This window comes from Candidatus Pelagibacter sp. PS_10_02, assembly GCF_059418005.1.
In genome coordinates, this window is the sequence record NZ_CM182076.1 from 1047884 (window position 1) to 1063995 (window position 16112).

The 16112-nt window shown below is 30.7% G+C and carries 17 protein-coding genes; 9 read left to right on the forward strand and 8 right to left on the reverse strand.

All coding sequences use genetic code 11. The features are described 5' to 3' along the window. The first annotated feature begins 39 nt into the window (after positions 1-39). Genes rplU through AC5SL1_RS05780 form a run of 9 tightly spaced genes read left to right on the forward strand, consistent with a single transcriptional unit; the run spans position 40 to position 6570 of the window. Positions 40-444 (forward strand): 50S ribosomal protein L21, encoded by a 405-nt coding sequence (gene rplU / locus AC5SL1_RS05740; protein ID WP_494579576.1) that lies wholly within the window; start codon positions 40-42, stop codon positions 442-444. 12 nt (positions 445-456) lie between these two features. Continuing rightward, positions 457-711 carry a 50S ribosomal protein L27 gene (gene rpmA / locus AC5SL1_RS05745; protein WP_006997689.1) on the forward strand — a complete coding sequence of 85 codons (255 nt, stop codon included), beginning with the start codon at positions 457-459 and terminating at the stop codon, positions 709-711. 29 nt (positions 712-740) lie between these two features. Next, positions 741-1724, forward strand: coding sequence for an Obg family GTPase CgtA (cgtA, locus tag AC5SL1_RS05750; RefSeq protein ID WP_494599429.1), 984 nt, complete (start codon positions 741-743; stop codon positions 1722-1724). Continuing rightward, positions 1714-2820, forward strand: a complete 1107-nt coding sequence (gene proB, locus AC5SL1_RS05755) for a glutamate 5-kinase (RefSeq protein ID WP_494573012.1) — start codon at positions 1714-1716, stop codon at positions 2818-2820. Before cgtA ends, proB begins: the two co-directional genes overlap by 11 nt. Before the next feature lie 13 nt (positions 2821-2833). Next, positions 2834-4072, forward strand: coding sequence for a glutamate-5-semialdehyde dehydrogenase (locus tag AC5SL1_RS05760; RefSeq protein WP_494599430.1), 1239 nt, complete (start codon positions 2834-2836; stop codon positions 4070-4072). Next, positions 4053-4586 (forward strand): nicotinate (nicotinamide) nucleotide adenylyltransferase, encoded by a 534-nt coding sequence (gene nadD, locus AC5SL1_RS05765; RefSeq protein ID WP_494599431.1) that lies wholly within the window; start codon positions 4053-4055, stop codon positions 4584-4586. Before AC5SL1_RS05760 ends, nadD begins: the two co-directional genes overlap by 20 nt. A 17-nt stretch (positions 4587-4603) precedes the next feature. After that, a complete protein-coding gene (gene rsfS, locus AC5SL1_RS05770; protein WP_494573015.1) occupies positions 4604-4954 on the forward strand; it encodes a ribosome silencing factor in 351 nt (116 codons plus the stop codon). Then, positions 4951-6090: a S41 family peptidase gene (locus AC5SL1_RS05775; protein ID WP_494599432.1), complete on the forward strand. Its 1140-nt coding sequence runs from the start codon at positions 4951-4953 to the stop codon at positions 6088-6090. Before rsfS ends, AC5SL1_RS05775 begins: the two co-directional genes overlap by 4 nt. Then, the gene (locus tag AC5SL1_RS05780; protein ID WP_494599433.1) at positions 6091-6570 is read left to right on the forward strand and encodes an RNA pyrophosphohydrolase; all 480 of its coding nucleotides are present in this window, start codon (positions 6091-6093) and stop codon (positions 6568-6570) included. On the opposite strand, the gene atpC is transcribed toward AC5SL1_RS05780, so the two are convergent. From atpC to odhB, 8 genes are all read right to left on the reverse strand, one after another. Further along, positions 6560-6952, reverse strand: a complete 393-nt coding sequence (gene atpC, locus AC5SL1_RS05785) for an ATP synthase F1 subunit epsilon (RefSeq protein ID WP_494599434.1) — start codon at positions 6950-6952, stop codon at positions 6560-6562. The two genes, AC5SL1_RS05780 and atpC, sit on opposite strands and share 11 nt — an antisense overlap. Further along, on the reverse strand, positions 6952-8370 hold the full coding sequence (atpD, locus tag AC5SL1_RS05790) for a F0F1 ATP synthase subunit beta (protein WP_271516186.1): 1419 nt from the start codon (positions 8368-8370) through the stop codon (positions 6952-6954). The genes atpC and atpD overlap by 1 nt, the downstream gene beginning before the upstream one ends. 2 nt (positions 8371-8372) lie before the next feature. Then, complete coding sequence (locus tag AC5SL1_RS05795; RefSeq protein ID WP_494599435.1) at positions 8373-9248, reverse strand: F0F1 ATP synthase subunit gamma; 876 nt, start codon at positions 9246-9248, stop codon at positions 8373-8375. A gap of 3 nt (positions 9249-9251) precedes the next feature. Next, positions 9252-10787 (reverse strand): F0F1 ATP synthase subunit alpha, encoded by a 1536-nt coding sequence (gene atpA / locus AC5SL1_RS05800; protein ID WP_494579593.1) that lies wholly within the window; start codon positions 10785-10787, stop codon positions 9252-9254. Next, positions 10788-11345, reverse strand: a complete 558-nt coding sequence (gene atpH, locus AC5SL1_RS05805; RefSeq protein ID WP_494599436.1) for an ATP synthase F1 subunit delta — start codon at positions 11343-11345, stop codon at positions 10788-10790. Positions 11346-11455: 110 nt separating this feature from the next. After that, positions 11456-13411 (reverse strand): replication restart helicase PriA, encoded by a 1956-nt coding sequence (gene priA, locus AC5SL1_RS05810; protein WP_494599437.1) that lies wholly within the window; start codon positions 13409-13411, stop codon positions 11456-11458. 22 nt (positions 13412-13433) lie between these two features. Further along, entirely contained in the window at positions 13434-14834 is a 1401-nt protein-coding gene (lpdA, locus tag AC5SL1_RS05815) for a dihydrolipoyl dehydrogenase (protein WP_494599438.1), read from the reverse strand. Further along, positions 14835-16112, reverse strand: coding sequence for a 2-oxoglutarate dehydrogenase complex dihydrolipoyllysine-residue succinyltransferase (gene odhB / locus AC5SL1_RS05820; RefSeq protein WP_494573023.1), 1278 nt, complete (start codon positions 16110-16112; stop codon positions 14835-14837).

The window sequence follows — 16112 nt, forward strand, 5'->3', positions numbered from 1 at the left end:
CGCGAGACTATATTGCTCATTATAAAAAAAGATAAAACAATGTCATACGCTATAATACAAACAGGTGGAAAACAGTACAAAGTTAAAGCTGGTGAGATACTTAAAATCGAAAGATTAGAGGATTCAAAGCCGGAGACTAAAATTGAATTTAAAGAAATCTTAGCTTACGGTGATGATAAAACTATTGAAGTTGGCTCTCCTGTAGTAGAAGGAGCAAAAGTTGAGGCTGACCTTGTTGAAAATGGTAAAAATAGAACTGTTTTAATCTTTAAAAAAAGAAGAAGACAAAATTCAAGAAGAAAAAATGGACATAGACAACAGTTTTCATTAATTAGAATTAGCAAAATTTTTTCAAAAGATGGTAAAGTTTTATCTGAAGCATCAAAAATGATAAAACCAACTAAAAAAGTTGAAAAAGTAGAAGCAGAAGTAGCAAGTAAATAAATTAGGTAAATTATGGCAACAAAAAAAGCAGGTGGATCATCAAGAAACGGACGAGACAGTGCTGGTAGAAGACTGGGCGTTAAAAAATACGGTGGTGAAGTAGTAATTCCTGGAAACATAATAGTAAGACAAAGAGGAACAAAAATTTTTCCTGGCGAAAATGTAGGTATGGGTAAAGATCACTCTATTTTTTCTGTTGTTGAAGGTAAAGTTGTTTTTAAAAAAGGTAAATCAGACAGAACATTCGTTTCAGTAAAACCCAATTAGTAGTACAACTAAAAATTGAGAGTTGTATTATGAAGTTTCTTGATCAAGTTAAAATTTATGTAAAAGCAGGCAATGGAGGACATGGCTCTCCAAGTTTTCGACGTGAAAAATTTATTGAATATGGTGGACCTGATGGTGGTGATGGTGGCAAAGGTGGCTCCATAATTTTAAGATCTGAAAGAAATTTAAACACACTTATTGATTACAGATTCCAACAACATCATAAAGCTGAACGTGGAGAAAATGGATCAGGACAAAACCGTACAGGTCGTGGCGGTGATGATTTATTTTTAAAAGTACCAATAGGAACACAAGTTTTTGAGGAAGATAATAAAACTTTAATTTTTGACTTTAAAAAAGAAGGTGAAGAATTTGTTGTTGCTAATGGTGGAAAGGGTGGACTTGGAAATACAAGATTTAAAAGTTCTACTAATAGAGCACCAAAAAAATTCACTAAGGGCGCAATAGGAGAAGAATATATAATTTGGTTACAATTAAAAACTATTGCAGATGTTGGGATAGTGGGATTGCCTAATGCAGGTAAATCAAGTTTATTAGCTGCCATCACAAATGCAATGCCAAAAATAGCTAACTATAAATTTACGACATTAAACCCAAATTTAGGAGTTGCGAGTTATGATGATAAAGAAATTACATTAGCTGATATTCCAGGTTTAGTTGAGGGTGCACATGAAGGAGTGGGATTAGGTATTCAATTTTTAAAGCATATTGAAAGGTGTAAAACTTTAATGCACTTATTAGATATTACTAACCAGGATCTTGAAAATACCTACAAACAAGTTCGAACTGAACTTGGTAGCTATAGTAAAGATTTACTAAATAAAAAGGAATTAATTGTATTAAATAAAACTGACTTGCTAGAAAAAGAAGAAGTAAGTCAAATTTTAAAAGAATTTTCTAAAAATAAAAACTCAGAAGTTGTTATACTTTCAACACTAGATAAAGAATCAATATCTCAAATAAAAGCTAAATTACTTTCATATGTATCTTGAAAATTCAAAAATTATTGTTGTTAAGATAGGTTCATCTTTACTGATAGATGATAATAAAAAAATAAGAAATAAATGGTTATCTGAATTTGCCAAAGATATTAAAGAACTCATAAAAAAAAATAGAAAAGTAATTATTGTAAGCTCTGGTGCAATTGCCATGGGTTGCAAAAAACTCAACATAAATAAAAAAAATCTTAAAATTGATAAAAGCCAGGCTGTTGCATCAATTGGTCAAATAGAGTTGATGAATTTATTTTCAGGAACTTTCTCAAAATTAAAAATTAATATTTCTCAGATTCTTTTAACACTAGAGGATACTGAACAAAGAAGAAGGGCTTTAAACGCAAAAAGAACTTTTGATAATTTATTTGAGTTAGGCTTCATACCAATTGTAAATGAAAATGATACAACGGCAACAACTGAAATAAAATATGGTGACAATGATAGGTTGGCATCAAGGGTTGCTCAAATATCTAGAGCAGACACACTTATATTACTTTCAGATGTTAATGGTCTTTACACTCAAAATCCAAAAATTTTTAAAAATGCCGAACTTATTAAAGAAATAAAAAATATTGATAAGAATATTGAAAGAATAGCCACTAAAAGTATTGGTGATCTTGGTACAGGTGGAATGAAAACAAAAATTGATGCTGCTAAAATTTGTCAATTGTCAGGTTGTAAAATGGTAATCGCAAATGGTTTATTAAATAGACCTATAAAAAAAATAATTGAGGAAAATAATTGTACGTGGTTTCTACCTAAAGTTTCAAAATTAGATGCTAGAAAAAAATGGATCATTAGTTCTGTCTCCCCAAAAGGAGCTCTTATTATTGATGATGGTGCAAGACAAGCACTCACAAATGGTAAAAGTTTATTAGCCGCTGGCGTAAAAAAAGTAACTGGAAATTTTAAAAAAGGTGATCATATAAAAGTTTTAGACAAAAATAACAATGAGTGTGCTAGAGGACTTAGTTCATTCTCGTCTGATGAAATAGAACGAATTAAAGGTTATCACTCAAGAGAAATAGAAAAAATATTAGGATATGTTGCAAAATCAGAAGTTATACATAAAGATGATATAGTGGAAATATAGAATGAACAAGATTATGAATTCAATTGGCCAAAATGCTAGAAAAGCCATCCTCAATAAAATTGATACACGAACTAAAAATAAAATTTTAAAGAGATATGCTTTATTACTTGATAAAGAAAAAAACTCTATAATCAGTGCTAACCAAAAAGATATCAAATTTGCTAAAAAAAAAGGCTTAAAGAATAATTTAATAGATAGGCTTACAATTGATCATAAAAAATTAGTTGGTATAAAAAAATCTATTGAAAAAATTGTAAAAATTAAAGATCCAGTTGATTATATATTAGAAAAATGGCGTAGACCAAACGGCTTAACAATAAGTAGAGTGTCTGTGCCTATAGGTGTATTGGGTATAATTTATGAAAGCAGACCTAATGTTACATCTGATGTTGCAAGTTTATGTTTTAAATCTGGGAATGCAGTAATATTAAAAGGTGGCTCAGAAGCTATAAATACTAACAAAATTTTAGCAAACTTATTTCGAAAATCATTAAAAGAAAATAAAGTAGATCAAAATTTTATCCAATTTATAAACTCCAAAGATAGGAAAATAGTTGATTACATGCTTTCAAAAATGAAAGATTATATAGATGTGATTATTCCACGTGGAGGAAAAAGTTTGGTTAAAAGAGTACAAGCGTCCTCAACCGTACCTATCATTGGACATTTAGAGGGTCTTTGTCATACTTACATAGATAAAGATGCTGATCTTAAAATGGCAGTAGACATTGTTTATAATGCAAAGTTAAGGAATACTAGTATTTGTGGTGCTACGGAAACAATTTTGATGCACCAAAAAATAATTAAAAAATTTTGTAATCCAATTTTAAAAAAATTAGAAGAAAACAACTGCAAAATTTTTGGAGATCACCTTATAAGAAAAAATTACAAAGGAAAAATATATCCTGCAAAAGATAAGGATTGGTCTACAGAGTATTTATCAGCAATTGTTTCAGTAAAAACTGTTAAAAATTATAAAGAAGCAATAAAACATATTAATAAATATGGAACTATGCACACTGACTCTATTGTTACAAAAAATAAAAAAACAGCCAATCAATTTTTAAAAAATATTAAAAGTTCTATAGTTATGCATAACACTTCTACACAATTCGCTGACGGTGGTGAGTTTGGTTTTGGTGGTGAGGTTGGTATTTCTACAAACACCTTACCTCCAAGAGGTCCCGTTGGGCTTGGACAGCTTGTTTCATATAAATACGAAATAGTTAGTAATGGTAAAATTAGAAAATAACAAAAAAATAAAAATTGGAATATTAGGAGGTACATTTGATCCTGCTCACAAAGGGCACTTAGAAATTTCAAAACAGGCAAAAAAATTACTTAATCTAAAAAATGTCATCTGGGCGATTACTAAACAAAATCCATTCAAAGATATTAGTAAATCAAATTTAAAAAATAGAATCCAATTTGCAAAAAAACTAATTGCAAAAAATGATTTCATAAAAATAAGATTTTATGAAGAAAAGATATCCTCTAATAGAACTATTGACCTTATCAACTATCTGAAAAAAAATAAAAAATATGAGCTATATTTTATTATGGGTGCTGACAACCTTATTAACTTTCATAAATGGCACAAGTGGAGATCTATTGTGAAAAAATGCAATCTCCTAGTGTTTGATCGACAAGGATACAAGGCTAAATCTTTAAAGTCAGTCACCTATAATGGTGTAAATAAAAAAAGATTATCCTTTATTAAATTTAAGAAGGTTAATATTTCATCTTCTCAATTAAGAAAAGTTTGATAAGGTTAAATATATTAATGGAAAAAAACTCAGATTTAAAAAACTTAATTTTAGAAACACTAGATTCCAATAAAGCCTTAGATATTGTTTCAATAGATCTTAAAAATAAAAGTTCAATGGCCGACTACTTAATCATAGCAAGTGGTACCTCATCAAGACACATTCAAGCTTTATCAGAAATGGTACTAGAAAAATTAAGATCTAATGGAGTTAAAAATTCTAAAATTGAAGGAAAAGAAAGTGGAGATTGGAAATTGGTTGATGGTATTGATTTAATTGTCCATATATTCCATCCTGATAAAAGAAAATTTTATGAACTTGAAAAAATTTGGTCTGAAGTAATTCCTAAAGAAAAAGTGATGATATGAGCCTAATCAAAAAGATTCCTTTTTTTGTTTTAGTTTTCTTATTTATTTTTCAAAAAAGTTTTTCTGATAACTCTGAAATTTATAAAAAAATTGATTTATTTGGTGAAGTTCTTGAAAAAATAAATGATGAATACGTTGATGAAATTGATCAGTCACAAAGTATGGATGCTGCCATAAACGGTTTATTACAATCTTTAGACCCTTACTCCGCATATATGACGCCTGAAAGCTTTAAGAGTATGCAAACTGAAACAAGCGGAGAATTCGGCGGTTTAGGTATTGAAGTAGGTATGGAGGCAGGTGTTGTTAAAGTAATATCGCCAATAGATAATACTCCTGCTTCAAAAGCTGGCTTAAAAGCTGGTGACTATATTGTTAAAATTAACGATACTCAAGTTCAAGGAAAGTCTTTAACACAAGCTGTTGAGTTGATGCGTGGACCTGTTGGTTCAAGTATAGAAATAACAGTTAGAAGAAGAGGTGAAAAAAAAGCATTAATTTTTAATATCACAAGAGAAATAATTGAAGTTCAATCTGTAAAATTTGAACTTTTAGAAAATAACATAGGTTATATAAGATTAACTTCTTTCAATGAAAATAGTAGCTCACAAGTCAAAGAAAAAATTAAAAAACTAAATAATAATAAAAAACTTAAGGGGTATATTTTAGATCTAAGAAATAACCCAGGTGGATTACTTTCTCAGGCAATTAAAATATCTGATTTTTTTTTAGATAATGGTGAAATTGTATCAACGAAAAGTAGACAGCCCTCTGAAAATCGAAAATGGTTTGCAAAAAAAGGTGATTTAACTAATGGAAAAACTGTATTAGTTCTCATTAATTATGGATCAGCTTCTGCGGCTGAAATAGTAGCTGGTGCATTAAAAGATCATAAAAGAGCAATTATTGTTGGTGAAAATAGTTACGGGAAAGGATCGGTGCAATCAATAATACCTCTTAAGAATAGAGGTGCCATAAGATTAACAATTGCAAAATATTATCTTCCATCAGGAAAATCTATTTCAGAAGTTGGCGTAACTCCTGATATAGAAGTTGTAGAAGGTTCTGATGATTTTAAGATCAATTCAGAAACTGATAACCAATTAAATTTTGCTATAAAATTACTTAACGGATAAATGACAAGCGCTAATTTAGACCTCCCTTTACGAAGTGGAGTTGGCATTGTTGTATTAAACAAAGAAAATAAAGTTTTTGTTGCAAAAAGAATAGATAATCAAAAAAATTTTTGGCAAATGCCTCAGGGTGGAGTTAACAATGGTGAGGATTATTTAGATGCTGCTTATAGAGAATTAGAAGAAGAAACTAGTATAAAAAATGTTGAACTGATTAAAGAGTGTGATGGATTAATCTCTTATGAATTACCAAAAAACTTACTTGGAATTATCTGGAAAGGAAAATATAGAGGCCAAGAACAAAAATGGTTTGTAATGAGATTTTTAGGTCAAGATAATCAAATAAATATTAAAACTGCACAACCTGAATTTTCTGAGTGGAAATGGGTTGAGCTTGAAAAAATAACTGACTTAGTTGTGGATTTTAAAATGCATGTTTACAAAAATATCCAAGAACAAGTAAGAAAAATTATTAATTTATAGTTTTTAAAACTTCAATTTTTTGATCAACTAAGTATTTATTTTGATCCGTAATGTCACTATTTTTTGAACTTTCTTCTGCTTGAGTAAGTAGTTCACTAATTTTATCTTTATCAATATCTTTGATATTAAAAATTGAACTTGTTAGAACTGATAAATTATTATTCTTAAATTCAACAATTCCATCCTCAACATAGTAATTATCCTCTCCTGATTTAGAAAAGATTTTAATAATCCCTGGCTTTAAAAATGAAATAATCGAGATATGGTCCTTTAAAATCCCCATTTCTCCCTCAAAAGCAGGTACAACAACTTCTGTTACATCTTCTTTTGTAAGAAAAGATTTTTCTGGGTTTACAATTTCTATTTTGAACTCTTCACTCATTATGCAGCAGCGTCTTTTGCCATTTTTTCTGCTTTTTCTACAGCTTCTTCAATTGTGCCCACCATATAAAATGCAGCTTCTGGTAAATGATCATACTCACCATTGCATATTGCTGCAAAACCTTTAATTGTAGATTCTAAATCTACTAATTTCCCCGGAGAACCAGTAAAGACTTCGGCAACAAAGAAAGGTTGTGATAAAAATCTTTGTATTTTACGTGCTCTAGCTACTGTTAATTTATCTTCTTCAGATAATTCATCCATTCCTAAAATTGCAATAATATCTTGTAGTGATTTGTAAGTTTGAAGAACTTTTTGCACTTCTCTAGCAACTCTGTAATGCTCATCACCAACTATTCTAGGATCTAAAATTCTAGAAGTAGAATCTAATGGATCAACTGCTGGATAAATTCCAATTTCAGCTATCTGTCTCGATAATACAGTTGTTGCATCTAAGTGGGCAAAGGATGTTGCAGGTGCGGGATCAGTCAAGTCATCTGCTGGTACATAAATTGCTTGTACAGATGTAATAGAACCCTTGTTAGTAGTTGTAATTCTTTCTTGAAGGTTACCCATGTCTGTTGCAAGTGTAGGCTGATATCCAACTGCTGAAGGAATTCTTCCTAATAGTGCAGAAACTTCTGAACCTGCTTGAGTGAATCTAAAGATATTATCAACGAAGAATAATACGTCTTGTCCTTCTTGGTCTCTAAAATATTCAGCTACAGTTAAACCTGTTAAGGCAACTCTTGCTCTAGCTCCTGGGGGCTCATTCATTTGACCATACACTAGTGCAGCTTTTGATCCTGGGCCTTCTGGCTTAATAACGCCTGAGTCTATCATTTCGTGATAAAGATCATTTCCTTCTCTAGTTCTCTCACCAACACCAGCAAACACAGAAAATCCACCATGGGCTTTCGCTACGTTGTTAATTAACTCCATAATAAGTACTGTTTTACCAACACCCGCACCTCCAAATAAACCAATTTTTCCTCCTTTGGCGTATGGTGCTAATAGATCAACTACTTTAATTCCTGTAACTAGAATTTCTGTCTCTGTTGACTGATCACTAAATTCAGGTGCAGCTCTATGGATTGGCCATTTCTCTTTTGTTTTAACTTCACCTTTTTCATCAATAGGTTCACCAATGACATTTATAATTCTTCCTAAAGTTTCTGGACCAACTGGAACTTGGATAGGAGCACCTGTTGCGGTTACTTCGTCTCCTCTTTTTAATCCTTCAGTAGCATCCATTGCAATAGTTCTTACACTTGACTCACCAAGGTGCTGAGCAACTTCTAAAACTAATCTGTTGTCTCCATTTTTACATTCTAATGCTGATAAAATTTCTGGCAATTCTCCATTAAATTTTACGTCTACTACTGCTCCAATGATCTGTGTGATTTTTCCTTTGCTCATAATTATAAACTTTCCGCTCCTGATATAATTTCAATTAGTTCTTTTGTAATAGCTGCTTGACGACTTCTATTATACTCAATAGTTAGCTTGTCAACCATTTCACCTGCGTTACGGGTTGCATTATCCATTGCACTCATTCTTGAGCCCTGTTCGCTAGCTGAATTTTCTAACATCGCTTTAAAAATCTGAGTAGATATGTTTTTAGGCAATAAATTGCTTAAAATTTCATCTTCATCTGGTTCAAATTCATAATTATCCTCAGAAGAATTTTCTTCTGCTTCAGATGTTTTTAAAGGAATTATTTGTTGTTCTTGAGGTATTTGAGTAATTACATTTTTAAATTTATTATAAAAAATTGTACACACATCAAATTCTTTTTTTTCAAAGTTTTCAATTATCATTTTCCCCACTTTTTCAGCATCTAGATAATTAATAGTTTTTGAATCTTTAAAAGATATTCTCTCTACAATATCATTTTTATAAACTCTTTTTAATTGATCATACCCTTTAGAGCCAACTGTTATAATCTTTAAAGTTTTTCCCTCATCAGATATTTTTTGAAAATATGCTTTGGCTTTTTTAATAATATTTGTATTAAAACCACCACATAGACCACGATCAGATGTTAACACGATACATAAATGCACTTTGTCTTCACCTGTTCCAGAAAGAAGCTTAGGGGCATTTTCTTTATCAGAAATGCCACTAGATAAATTAAGAATAATGTTATTAATTTTTTCAGAATAAGGTCTTCCCTTTTCAGCATTTTCTTGTGCTCTTCTAAGTTTAGCGGCTGCAACCATTTTCATGGCTTTAGTAATTTTTTGTGTAGACTTTACACTCGCTATTCTTTTTTTTAAGTCGTCTAGTGTTGCCATATTTTAAGAATTAAAGTTCTTCTTAAGTTCCATGATAGTTTCAACTAATAATTTTTCAGTATCTTCTTCAAGTTTACCTGAACTTAAAACAGATTCTAAAATTTCTGGTTTTTCAGATTTACATTTTTCAATAATCTTAGACTCAAACTCAGCAATATCTTTAAGTTCAACATCATCCAAATAACCTTTTACTCCACAGAAAACTGAAATTACTTGCTCAGCAACTGTCATAGGAGAATATTGTTTTTGTTTTAAAAGTTCAGTTAGTTTTGAACCTCTATTTAAAAGTTTTTGTGTTGATGCATCTAAATCAGATCCAAATTGTGCAAAGGCAGCCATTTCTCTATATTGAGCAAGCTCTAATTTCATTGAACCAGAAACTTTTTTCATTGCTTTTGTTTGTGCTGCAGATCCAACTCTAGAAACTGATAGACCTACGTTAATCGCTGGTCTAATTCCTTGGTTAAATAATTCTGTTTCAAGAAATATTTGTCCATCTGTAATTGATATTACGTTAGTAGGAATAAAAGCAGATACGTCTCCACCTTGTGTTTCAATTATTGGAAGAGCGGTTAATGAACCTCCACCATGCTCATCACTAAGTTTGGCTGCTCTCTCAAGCAATCTGCTGTGTAAATAAAATACATCCCCTGGATAAGCTTCTCTTCCTGGAGGTCTTCTTAATAAAAGTGACATTTGTCTATAAGCTACAGCCTGTTTAGATAAATCGTCATAAATGATTAATGCATGCATACCATTATCTCTATAGTATTCACCCATAGTACAGCCTGTATATGGTGCTAAAAACTGAAGTGGTGCTGCATCTGAAGCAGTAGCTGCAACAATTGTTGTATATTCCATTGCACCAGCTTCTTCTAAAGTTTTTTGAATCTGTCTAACTGTAGATCTTTTTTGACCTATAGCGACATAGATACAGTAAAGTTTTTGCTTCTCATCGCCAGATTCATTTATTTTTTTTTGGTTAATGATCGCATCGATAGCAACTGCAGTTTTTCCAGTTTGTCTATCCCCAATAATTAATTCACGCTGTCCTCTTCCAACTGGAACTAAACTGTCAATTGATTTTAAGCCTGTTTGCATAGGTTCACTAACAGATTGTCTTGGAATAATTCCAGGAGCTTTTACTTCAACTCTGCTTCTTTTAGTTGCTTTATCTAAAGCACCTTTGCCGTCGATTGGATTTCCTAATCCATCAACAACTCTTCCTAATAATTCTTTTCCAACGGGTGTATCAACAATACTTCCTGTTCTTTTAACAACGTCGCCTTCTTTAATTTTTCTATCATCTCCAAAAATTACAACTCCAACATTTTCGCTTTCTAAGTTTAGAGCCATGCCTTTTGATCCATCAGAAAATTCTACCATTTCTCCAGCTTGAACATTATCTAATCCGTACACTCTAGCAATACCATCTCCTACTGACAAAACTTGACCAACTTCAGTCACTTCTGCTTTATCCCCAAATTTTTTAATTTGTTCTTTTAATATCTTTGTTACTTCTGATGGGTTTATATCCATTTATGCCTCTATCATCCTATTTTCGATTTGTTGTAATTTATTTTTAATGGAAGTGTCCACCATTGTGCTCCCTACTTGCACAATCAAACCCCCAATTAAACTTGCATCGTGTTTGTAGTTTAATTTTATTTTTGAACTAAAGTTTTTAGTCAATTCTTCTTTTATGTTGTTAATTTCCTCTTTAGTAAGATCTTTTGCAGAAGTTAACTCTGCTTTTAATTCACCTCTTTTGACCGAACATGTTTCAACAAAGCTTTTTAGAATTTTATCCACATAAAAGAATCTTCTTTTAGATATTAGAAAGTTTAAAAATTTTGTTAATAATTCATTTATTTTATATTGTTCTGAAATTTTACTTAGAGCATTCAATTGGTCTTCTTTGCTATTTGTTGGATCCTTTATTAAAGATTTAAAATCTTCACTTGAAGCAATTAAATTAATAATTGAAGTAGAATGAGCCTCGATCTCACTTAAATTATTATCTTCTATTGCTAATTCATAAAGTGCAAGAGAATATCTATCAGCCGATGTTTCAGAAAAAACTTTATTTTTGCTCAATTTATTGTTCCTTATAAATATTAGAAGATTTATTAAAATTTTGTTTTAATTAACATATGACTCCTACCTCTTCAAGTCACACATTGTCTAAAAGTCTTGTTTTTTCTGTATTAATTGAAGTTTATTGGGTCAACATCAACCGTTAGTTTCATTCCAGCAGGAAATTTGAATTTTTCAATGACTTTTGAAAGCGAATTTTGAACTTTTAAAGACTTTCGACCCCTAATCAAAAGCCTTACTCTAAATCTTCTTTTTAATCTAAATATAGGAGCATTAACAGGTCCAAGCACTCTACCATCAACAGCATTTTCTATAAAACTTTTAAACTTATAAGCTTCTTTTTCAAGTTCTCTTTCATTGTTACCAGTAATTATTAAGGCAATAAATCTTTGAAACGGTGGAAGATTATTTTCTCTTCTAATTTCAAGTTCTTTATCTAAAAATATATCAGGATCTTTATTGGTAATATCAGTAATCATTTTTGTATTTAGATTGTAAGTTTGAAAATAAACAGTTGCTGGTTTTCCTGTTCTACCTGCTCTTCCTGAAAGTTGATGATATAACTGTAAGTTTTTTTCAGCACCTCTTAGGTCATGACCTTGTGATGATAAATCAATATCAACTACTACTATACAATTTAAGCTTGGAAAATGAAATCCTTTAGAAATTAATTGAGTCCCAATTAAAATTTGGATTTCATTATTTATAATTTTTTCTATAACATCTGAAGAACTTTTTTTATTCATTGTATCACTAGAAAATATAGTTGTCTTTTGAGTAGGAAAAATTTTTTTAACCTCTTCTGATATTCTTTCAACACCAGGACCACTAAAAATAAAATCACATTTACCCTCTTTAGGGCAATCTCTATTTAGTAAAGCTTTATAGCCACAGTAATGACATAACAAATTTTGTTTGTTTTTATGATATACCAAATTTATTGAACAATTTGGACATGAATAGCTAGTAAAGCATTTTTTACATAAAACATGTGGGGAAAATCCTCTTCTATTTAAAAAAAATAAAACTTGGTCTTTTTTTTCAAGATGTAAATTTACTTTTTCAATTGTTTTTTTAGATATCCAGGATTGAGATTCAAGTTTAGAATTATTTAGATTAATTATTTCATATTTTGGCAAAGATGCATTTAAATACCTTTGATCAAGTTTTGATAAACTATATTTGCCTTTTTTAATATTGTCATAAGTTTCAATAGAGGGGACAGCTGTTATTAAATTAATTGGAATATTTTCAAAAGATGCTCTTGAAATTGCCATGTCTCTAGCATTGTAAGTTACTCCCTCATCTTGTTTGTAAGATTGATCATGCTCTTCATCAACAATAATTAATCCTAGTTTTTTAAAAGGTAAAAATAATGATGATCGAGCCCCAATTACAACTTTAATTTTATCATTTGCTATTCCGCTCCAAATAATTTCTTTATTTTTTTTGGTAATGCCTGAGTGCCATACAGCCGGCTTGAAACCAAAAAATTCTATAAATTTATTTTGAAATTGTCCTGTTAATCCTATTTCTGGTAATAGAATTAACCCTTGAAAACCCTTATTAATTATCTCCTTTAAAGCCTCAAAATAGACCATTGTTTTACCTGAGCCTGTAGTGCCTTGTAAAACATGAACTCTAAATTTTTGATTTAATACATTCATTTTTTTTAATGAATTTTTTTGTTCTTTTGAAAGTTTTATTTTATTTTCTTTGATATCTATTTTGAATGTTTCATAAGCTTCAATTGGTAACTTTTCTATGGCGCCACTACTTAATAATAATAATTTTAATGCCATACCTTTAGGCGTCATATTGTATTCTGAAAACCAGTTTAGGAATTTAATTATATTTTTCTTTAAGGGTGGAACATCTAATTTCCTTAAAACTTTTTTAATTGCAAAATTTTTATTTGTTTTTTTTTCAAAGTCATCCCACACAACTCCAGTCACCTCTGACTTTCCAAAAGGTACCAGCACATAGTCTCCAACTTTTAAAGTTAGATCAGAATTATAGGTAAAAGGATGATTAAAAATATTTGGTATAAGAATCGGTACTTTCATATCTTTATAATATGAAAATATTTTAAGAGTGTATTGCTCTTTTATCTACTGATAAAGCTGCTTCTTTTACTGCTTCTGAAAATGTTGGGTGTGCATGACATGTTCTTGCAACATCTTCAGCGCTCGCACCAAACTCCATTGCAACTCCAATTTCCCCAATTAATTCACCTGCATGAGGTCCAATAATATGTGCTCCTAAAACTCTATCTGTTTTTTCATCAGCAAGAATTTTAACAAAACCTTCTGCTTCATCAATTGCTTTGGCTCTTGAATTTGCCATAAATGAAAATTTACCAATTTTATATTTAATATTTGCTTCTTTTAATTGTTCTTCTGTTTTCCCAATTGAAGCAACTTCTGGTGTTGTATAAACAACTCCAGGAATAACATCATAATTAACATGCCCTGATTGTCCTGCAATATTTTCTGCAACTGCAATACCTTCGTCTTCAGCTTTGTGAGCAAGCATCGGTCCATCAATTACATCTCCAATAGCATATACATTCTTAATATTTGTTTGAAATGCTTTGTCAGTTTTAATTCTTTTCTTTTCATCTAATTCAACACCAATTGCTTCTAAATTTAAGTTAGTTGTATTAGGTTTTCTACCAACAGATATAAGAACCACATCACAATCAAAATCTACTTTTTTCCCATCTTTATCAGATGTTGAAACTTTAGCACCATTAGCATTTTTTTTAATTCCTTCTACTTTCGTCTGCATATGAAAATTAATTCCTTGTTTCTTTAATATTTTCATAAACTCTTTGGATATTTCTCTATCCATACCAGGAGTAATATGCTCTAAAAATTCAACTACATGTACTTCTGCACCCAATCTAGACCAAACAGACCCCATCTCTAATCCTATATAACCACCACCAACTACAACCATTTTTTTTGGCACAGTTTCTAAAGTTAATGCTCCTGTTGAAGATACAATTATTTTTTCATCAAATTTAATACCTGGTAATGCAACTGGCACCGACCCTGTACTAATTACTGTTTTATCTGTTTCAATGATGGTTTCTTTTTTGTCATTATCTAATATCGAGATTTTATTTGCTGATTTAAAGCTTCCAGTGCCTTTAAAATAAGTGACTTTATTTTTTTTAAATAAAAACTCTACGCCCTTAGTCAAAATTGTCACCGCTTTATCCTTATTTTGCATCATTTTTTGAAGATTAAGTTTTACCCCACTCACCTCAATGCCAAGTTTAGAGAAATTTTGTGCCTTATGATAATTTTCAGAAATATTTAATAAATTTTTAGAAGGTATGCACCCGACATTTAGACAAGTTCCACCTAATGAACCTCTTGATTCTATACATGCGGTTTTAATTCCCAATTGTGCTAATCTTATTGCACACACATAGCCTCCCGGACCACCACCTATTACAACTGCTTGAAATTTATCTGACATTTAAATATTTAAAAACAACCTTCTTGGATCCTCTAAATTTTCTTTAACCATTTTTAAGAACGATACTGACTCTTTTCCATCTATAATTCTGTGATCATAAGACAAGGCAAGATACATAATTGGTCTAATTTTAATCTCACCATCAACTACCATTGGTCTTTCAACTATATTATGCATACCTAACACACCAGATTGAGGTAAGTTTAATATCGGAGTAGATAACATTGAACCATAAACTCCACCATTACTAATTGTAAAGGTTCCACCCTGAAGGTCCTCTATGGTTATTTTTCCATCTCTTGCTTTTTCAGAAATAGTTTTAATATTTTTTTCAATATCTGCAAATGATAACTGATCAGCATCTCTTAATACTGGTACCACTAATCCCTTTTCAGTTCCCACTGCAAAGCTCATATTATAGTAATTTTTATAAATAATTTCATCTCCGTCAATTTCAGCATTAACTGATGGATACATTTTTAGTGCAGCAACACATGCTTTTACAAAAAATGACATAAACCCTAATTTAATTCCATACCTGCTTTGGAAATCTTCCTGGTTCTCTTTTCTCATTTCCATTATACCGGTCATATCAACTTCATTAAATGTTGTTAATAATGCTGCATTTTCTTGTGCTTGTTTTAATCTTTTTGCAATTGTCTGTCTAAGCCTAGACATTTTAATTCTCTCTTCTTGACCATATTTAATTTTTCTTTCTGATGGCTGAGGGTTTTCTCCCATCATGCTAATTAGATCACCTTTAAGAATTCTACCTTCTTTACCAGAGCCACTAACTTTTTTTAAATCAATTTTATTTTCAACTGCCATTTTTCTTACAGCTGGTGAAAGTACTTCATTATTTTTATTTGAAGAATCGGTTTTTTCTTCTTTAACTTCATTGGTTAATATTAAAGGTTCTTCCTCTTCAGGTTCTTCAAAAACTTTAGGAATTTCTTTTTTAATTTCTAAATTAACTACATTATTTTCAGTTTTTTTAGGTTCAATTTTTGTAATTATTTTTTTTTCAGATGGTTGAGTTCCATTTTGACTTATCGTACCAAGAAGAGCTCCCACCTCTACGGTTTCACCATCTTTTGAATTTATTTCAGATAAAACTCCATCTATTGGAGATGGAACTTCTAAATTAACTTTGTCAGTTTCTAACTCTACAATTGCTTCATCGGCTTCAACTGTGTCACCTTCATTTTTAAGCCATTTAGCAACTGTTGCCTCTGTTATGCTCTCACCCAAAACTGGTACTAAAATTTTTTCACTCAT

Coding starts and splice junctions, on each gene's coding strand:
- proB (WP_494573012.1), top strand. CDS start 1,714: ATGTATCTTGAAAATTCAAAAATTATTGTTGTTAAGATAGGTTCATCT.
- lpdA (WP_494599438.1), bottom strand. CDS start 14,834: ATGTCAGATAAATTTCAAGCAGTTGTAATAGGTGGTGGTCCGGGAGGC.
- AC5SL1_RS05795 (WP_494599435.1), bottom strand. CDS start 9,248: ATGGCAACACTAGACGACTTAAAAAAAAGAATAGCGAGTGTAAAGTCT.
- cgtA (WP_494599429.1), top strand. CDS start 741: ATGAAGTTTCTTGATCAAGTTAAAATTTATGTAAAAGCAGGCAATGGA.
- nadD (WP_494599431.1), top strand. CDS start 4,053: ATGGTAAAATTAGAAAATAACAAAAAAATAAAAATTGGAATATTAGGA.
- atpA (WP_494579593.1), bottom strand. CDS start 10,787: ATGGATATAAACCCATCAGAAGTAACAAAGATATTAAAAGAACAAATT.
- AC5SL1_RS05775 (WP_494599432.1), top strand. CDS start 4,951: ATGAGCCTAATCAAAAAGATTCCTTTTTTTGTTTTAGTTTTCTTATTT.
- atpD (WP_271516186.1), bottom strand. CDS start 8,370: ATGAGCAAAGGAAAAATCACACAGATCATTGGAGCAGTAGTAGACGTA.
- rpmA (WP_006997689.1), top strand. CDS start 457: ATGGCAACAAAAAAAGCAGGTGGATCATCAAGAAACGGACGAGACAGT.
- rplU (WP_494579576.1), top strand. CDS start 40: ATGTCATACGCTATAATACAAACAGGTGGAAAACAGTACAAAGTTAAA.
- rsfS (WP_494573015.1), top strand. CDS start 4,604: ATGGAAAAAAACTCAGATTTAAAAAACTTAATTTTAGAAACACTAGAT.
- priA (WP_494599437.1), bottom strand. CDS start 13,411: ATGAAAGTACCGATTCTTATACCAAATATTTTTAATCATCCTTTTACC.
- AC5SL1_RS05780 (WP_494599433.1), top strand. CDS start 6,091: ATGACAAGCGCTAATTTAGACCTCCCTTTACGAAGTGGAGTTGGCATT.
- atpC (WP_494599434.1), bottom strand. CDS start 6,952: ATGAGTGAAGAGTTCAAAATAGAAATTGTAAACCCAGAAAAATCTTTT.
- odhB (WP_494573023.1), bottom strand. CDS start 16,112: ATGAGTGAAAAAATTTTAGTACCAGTTTTGGGTGAGAGCATAACAGAG.
- AC5SL1_RS05760 (WP_494599430.1), top strand. CDS start 2,834: ATGAATTCAATTGGCCAAAATGCTAGAAAAGCCATCCTCAATAAAATT.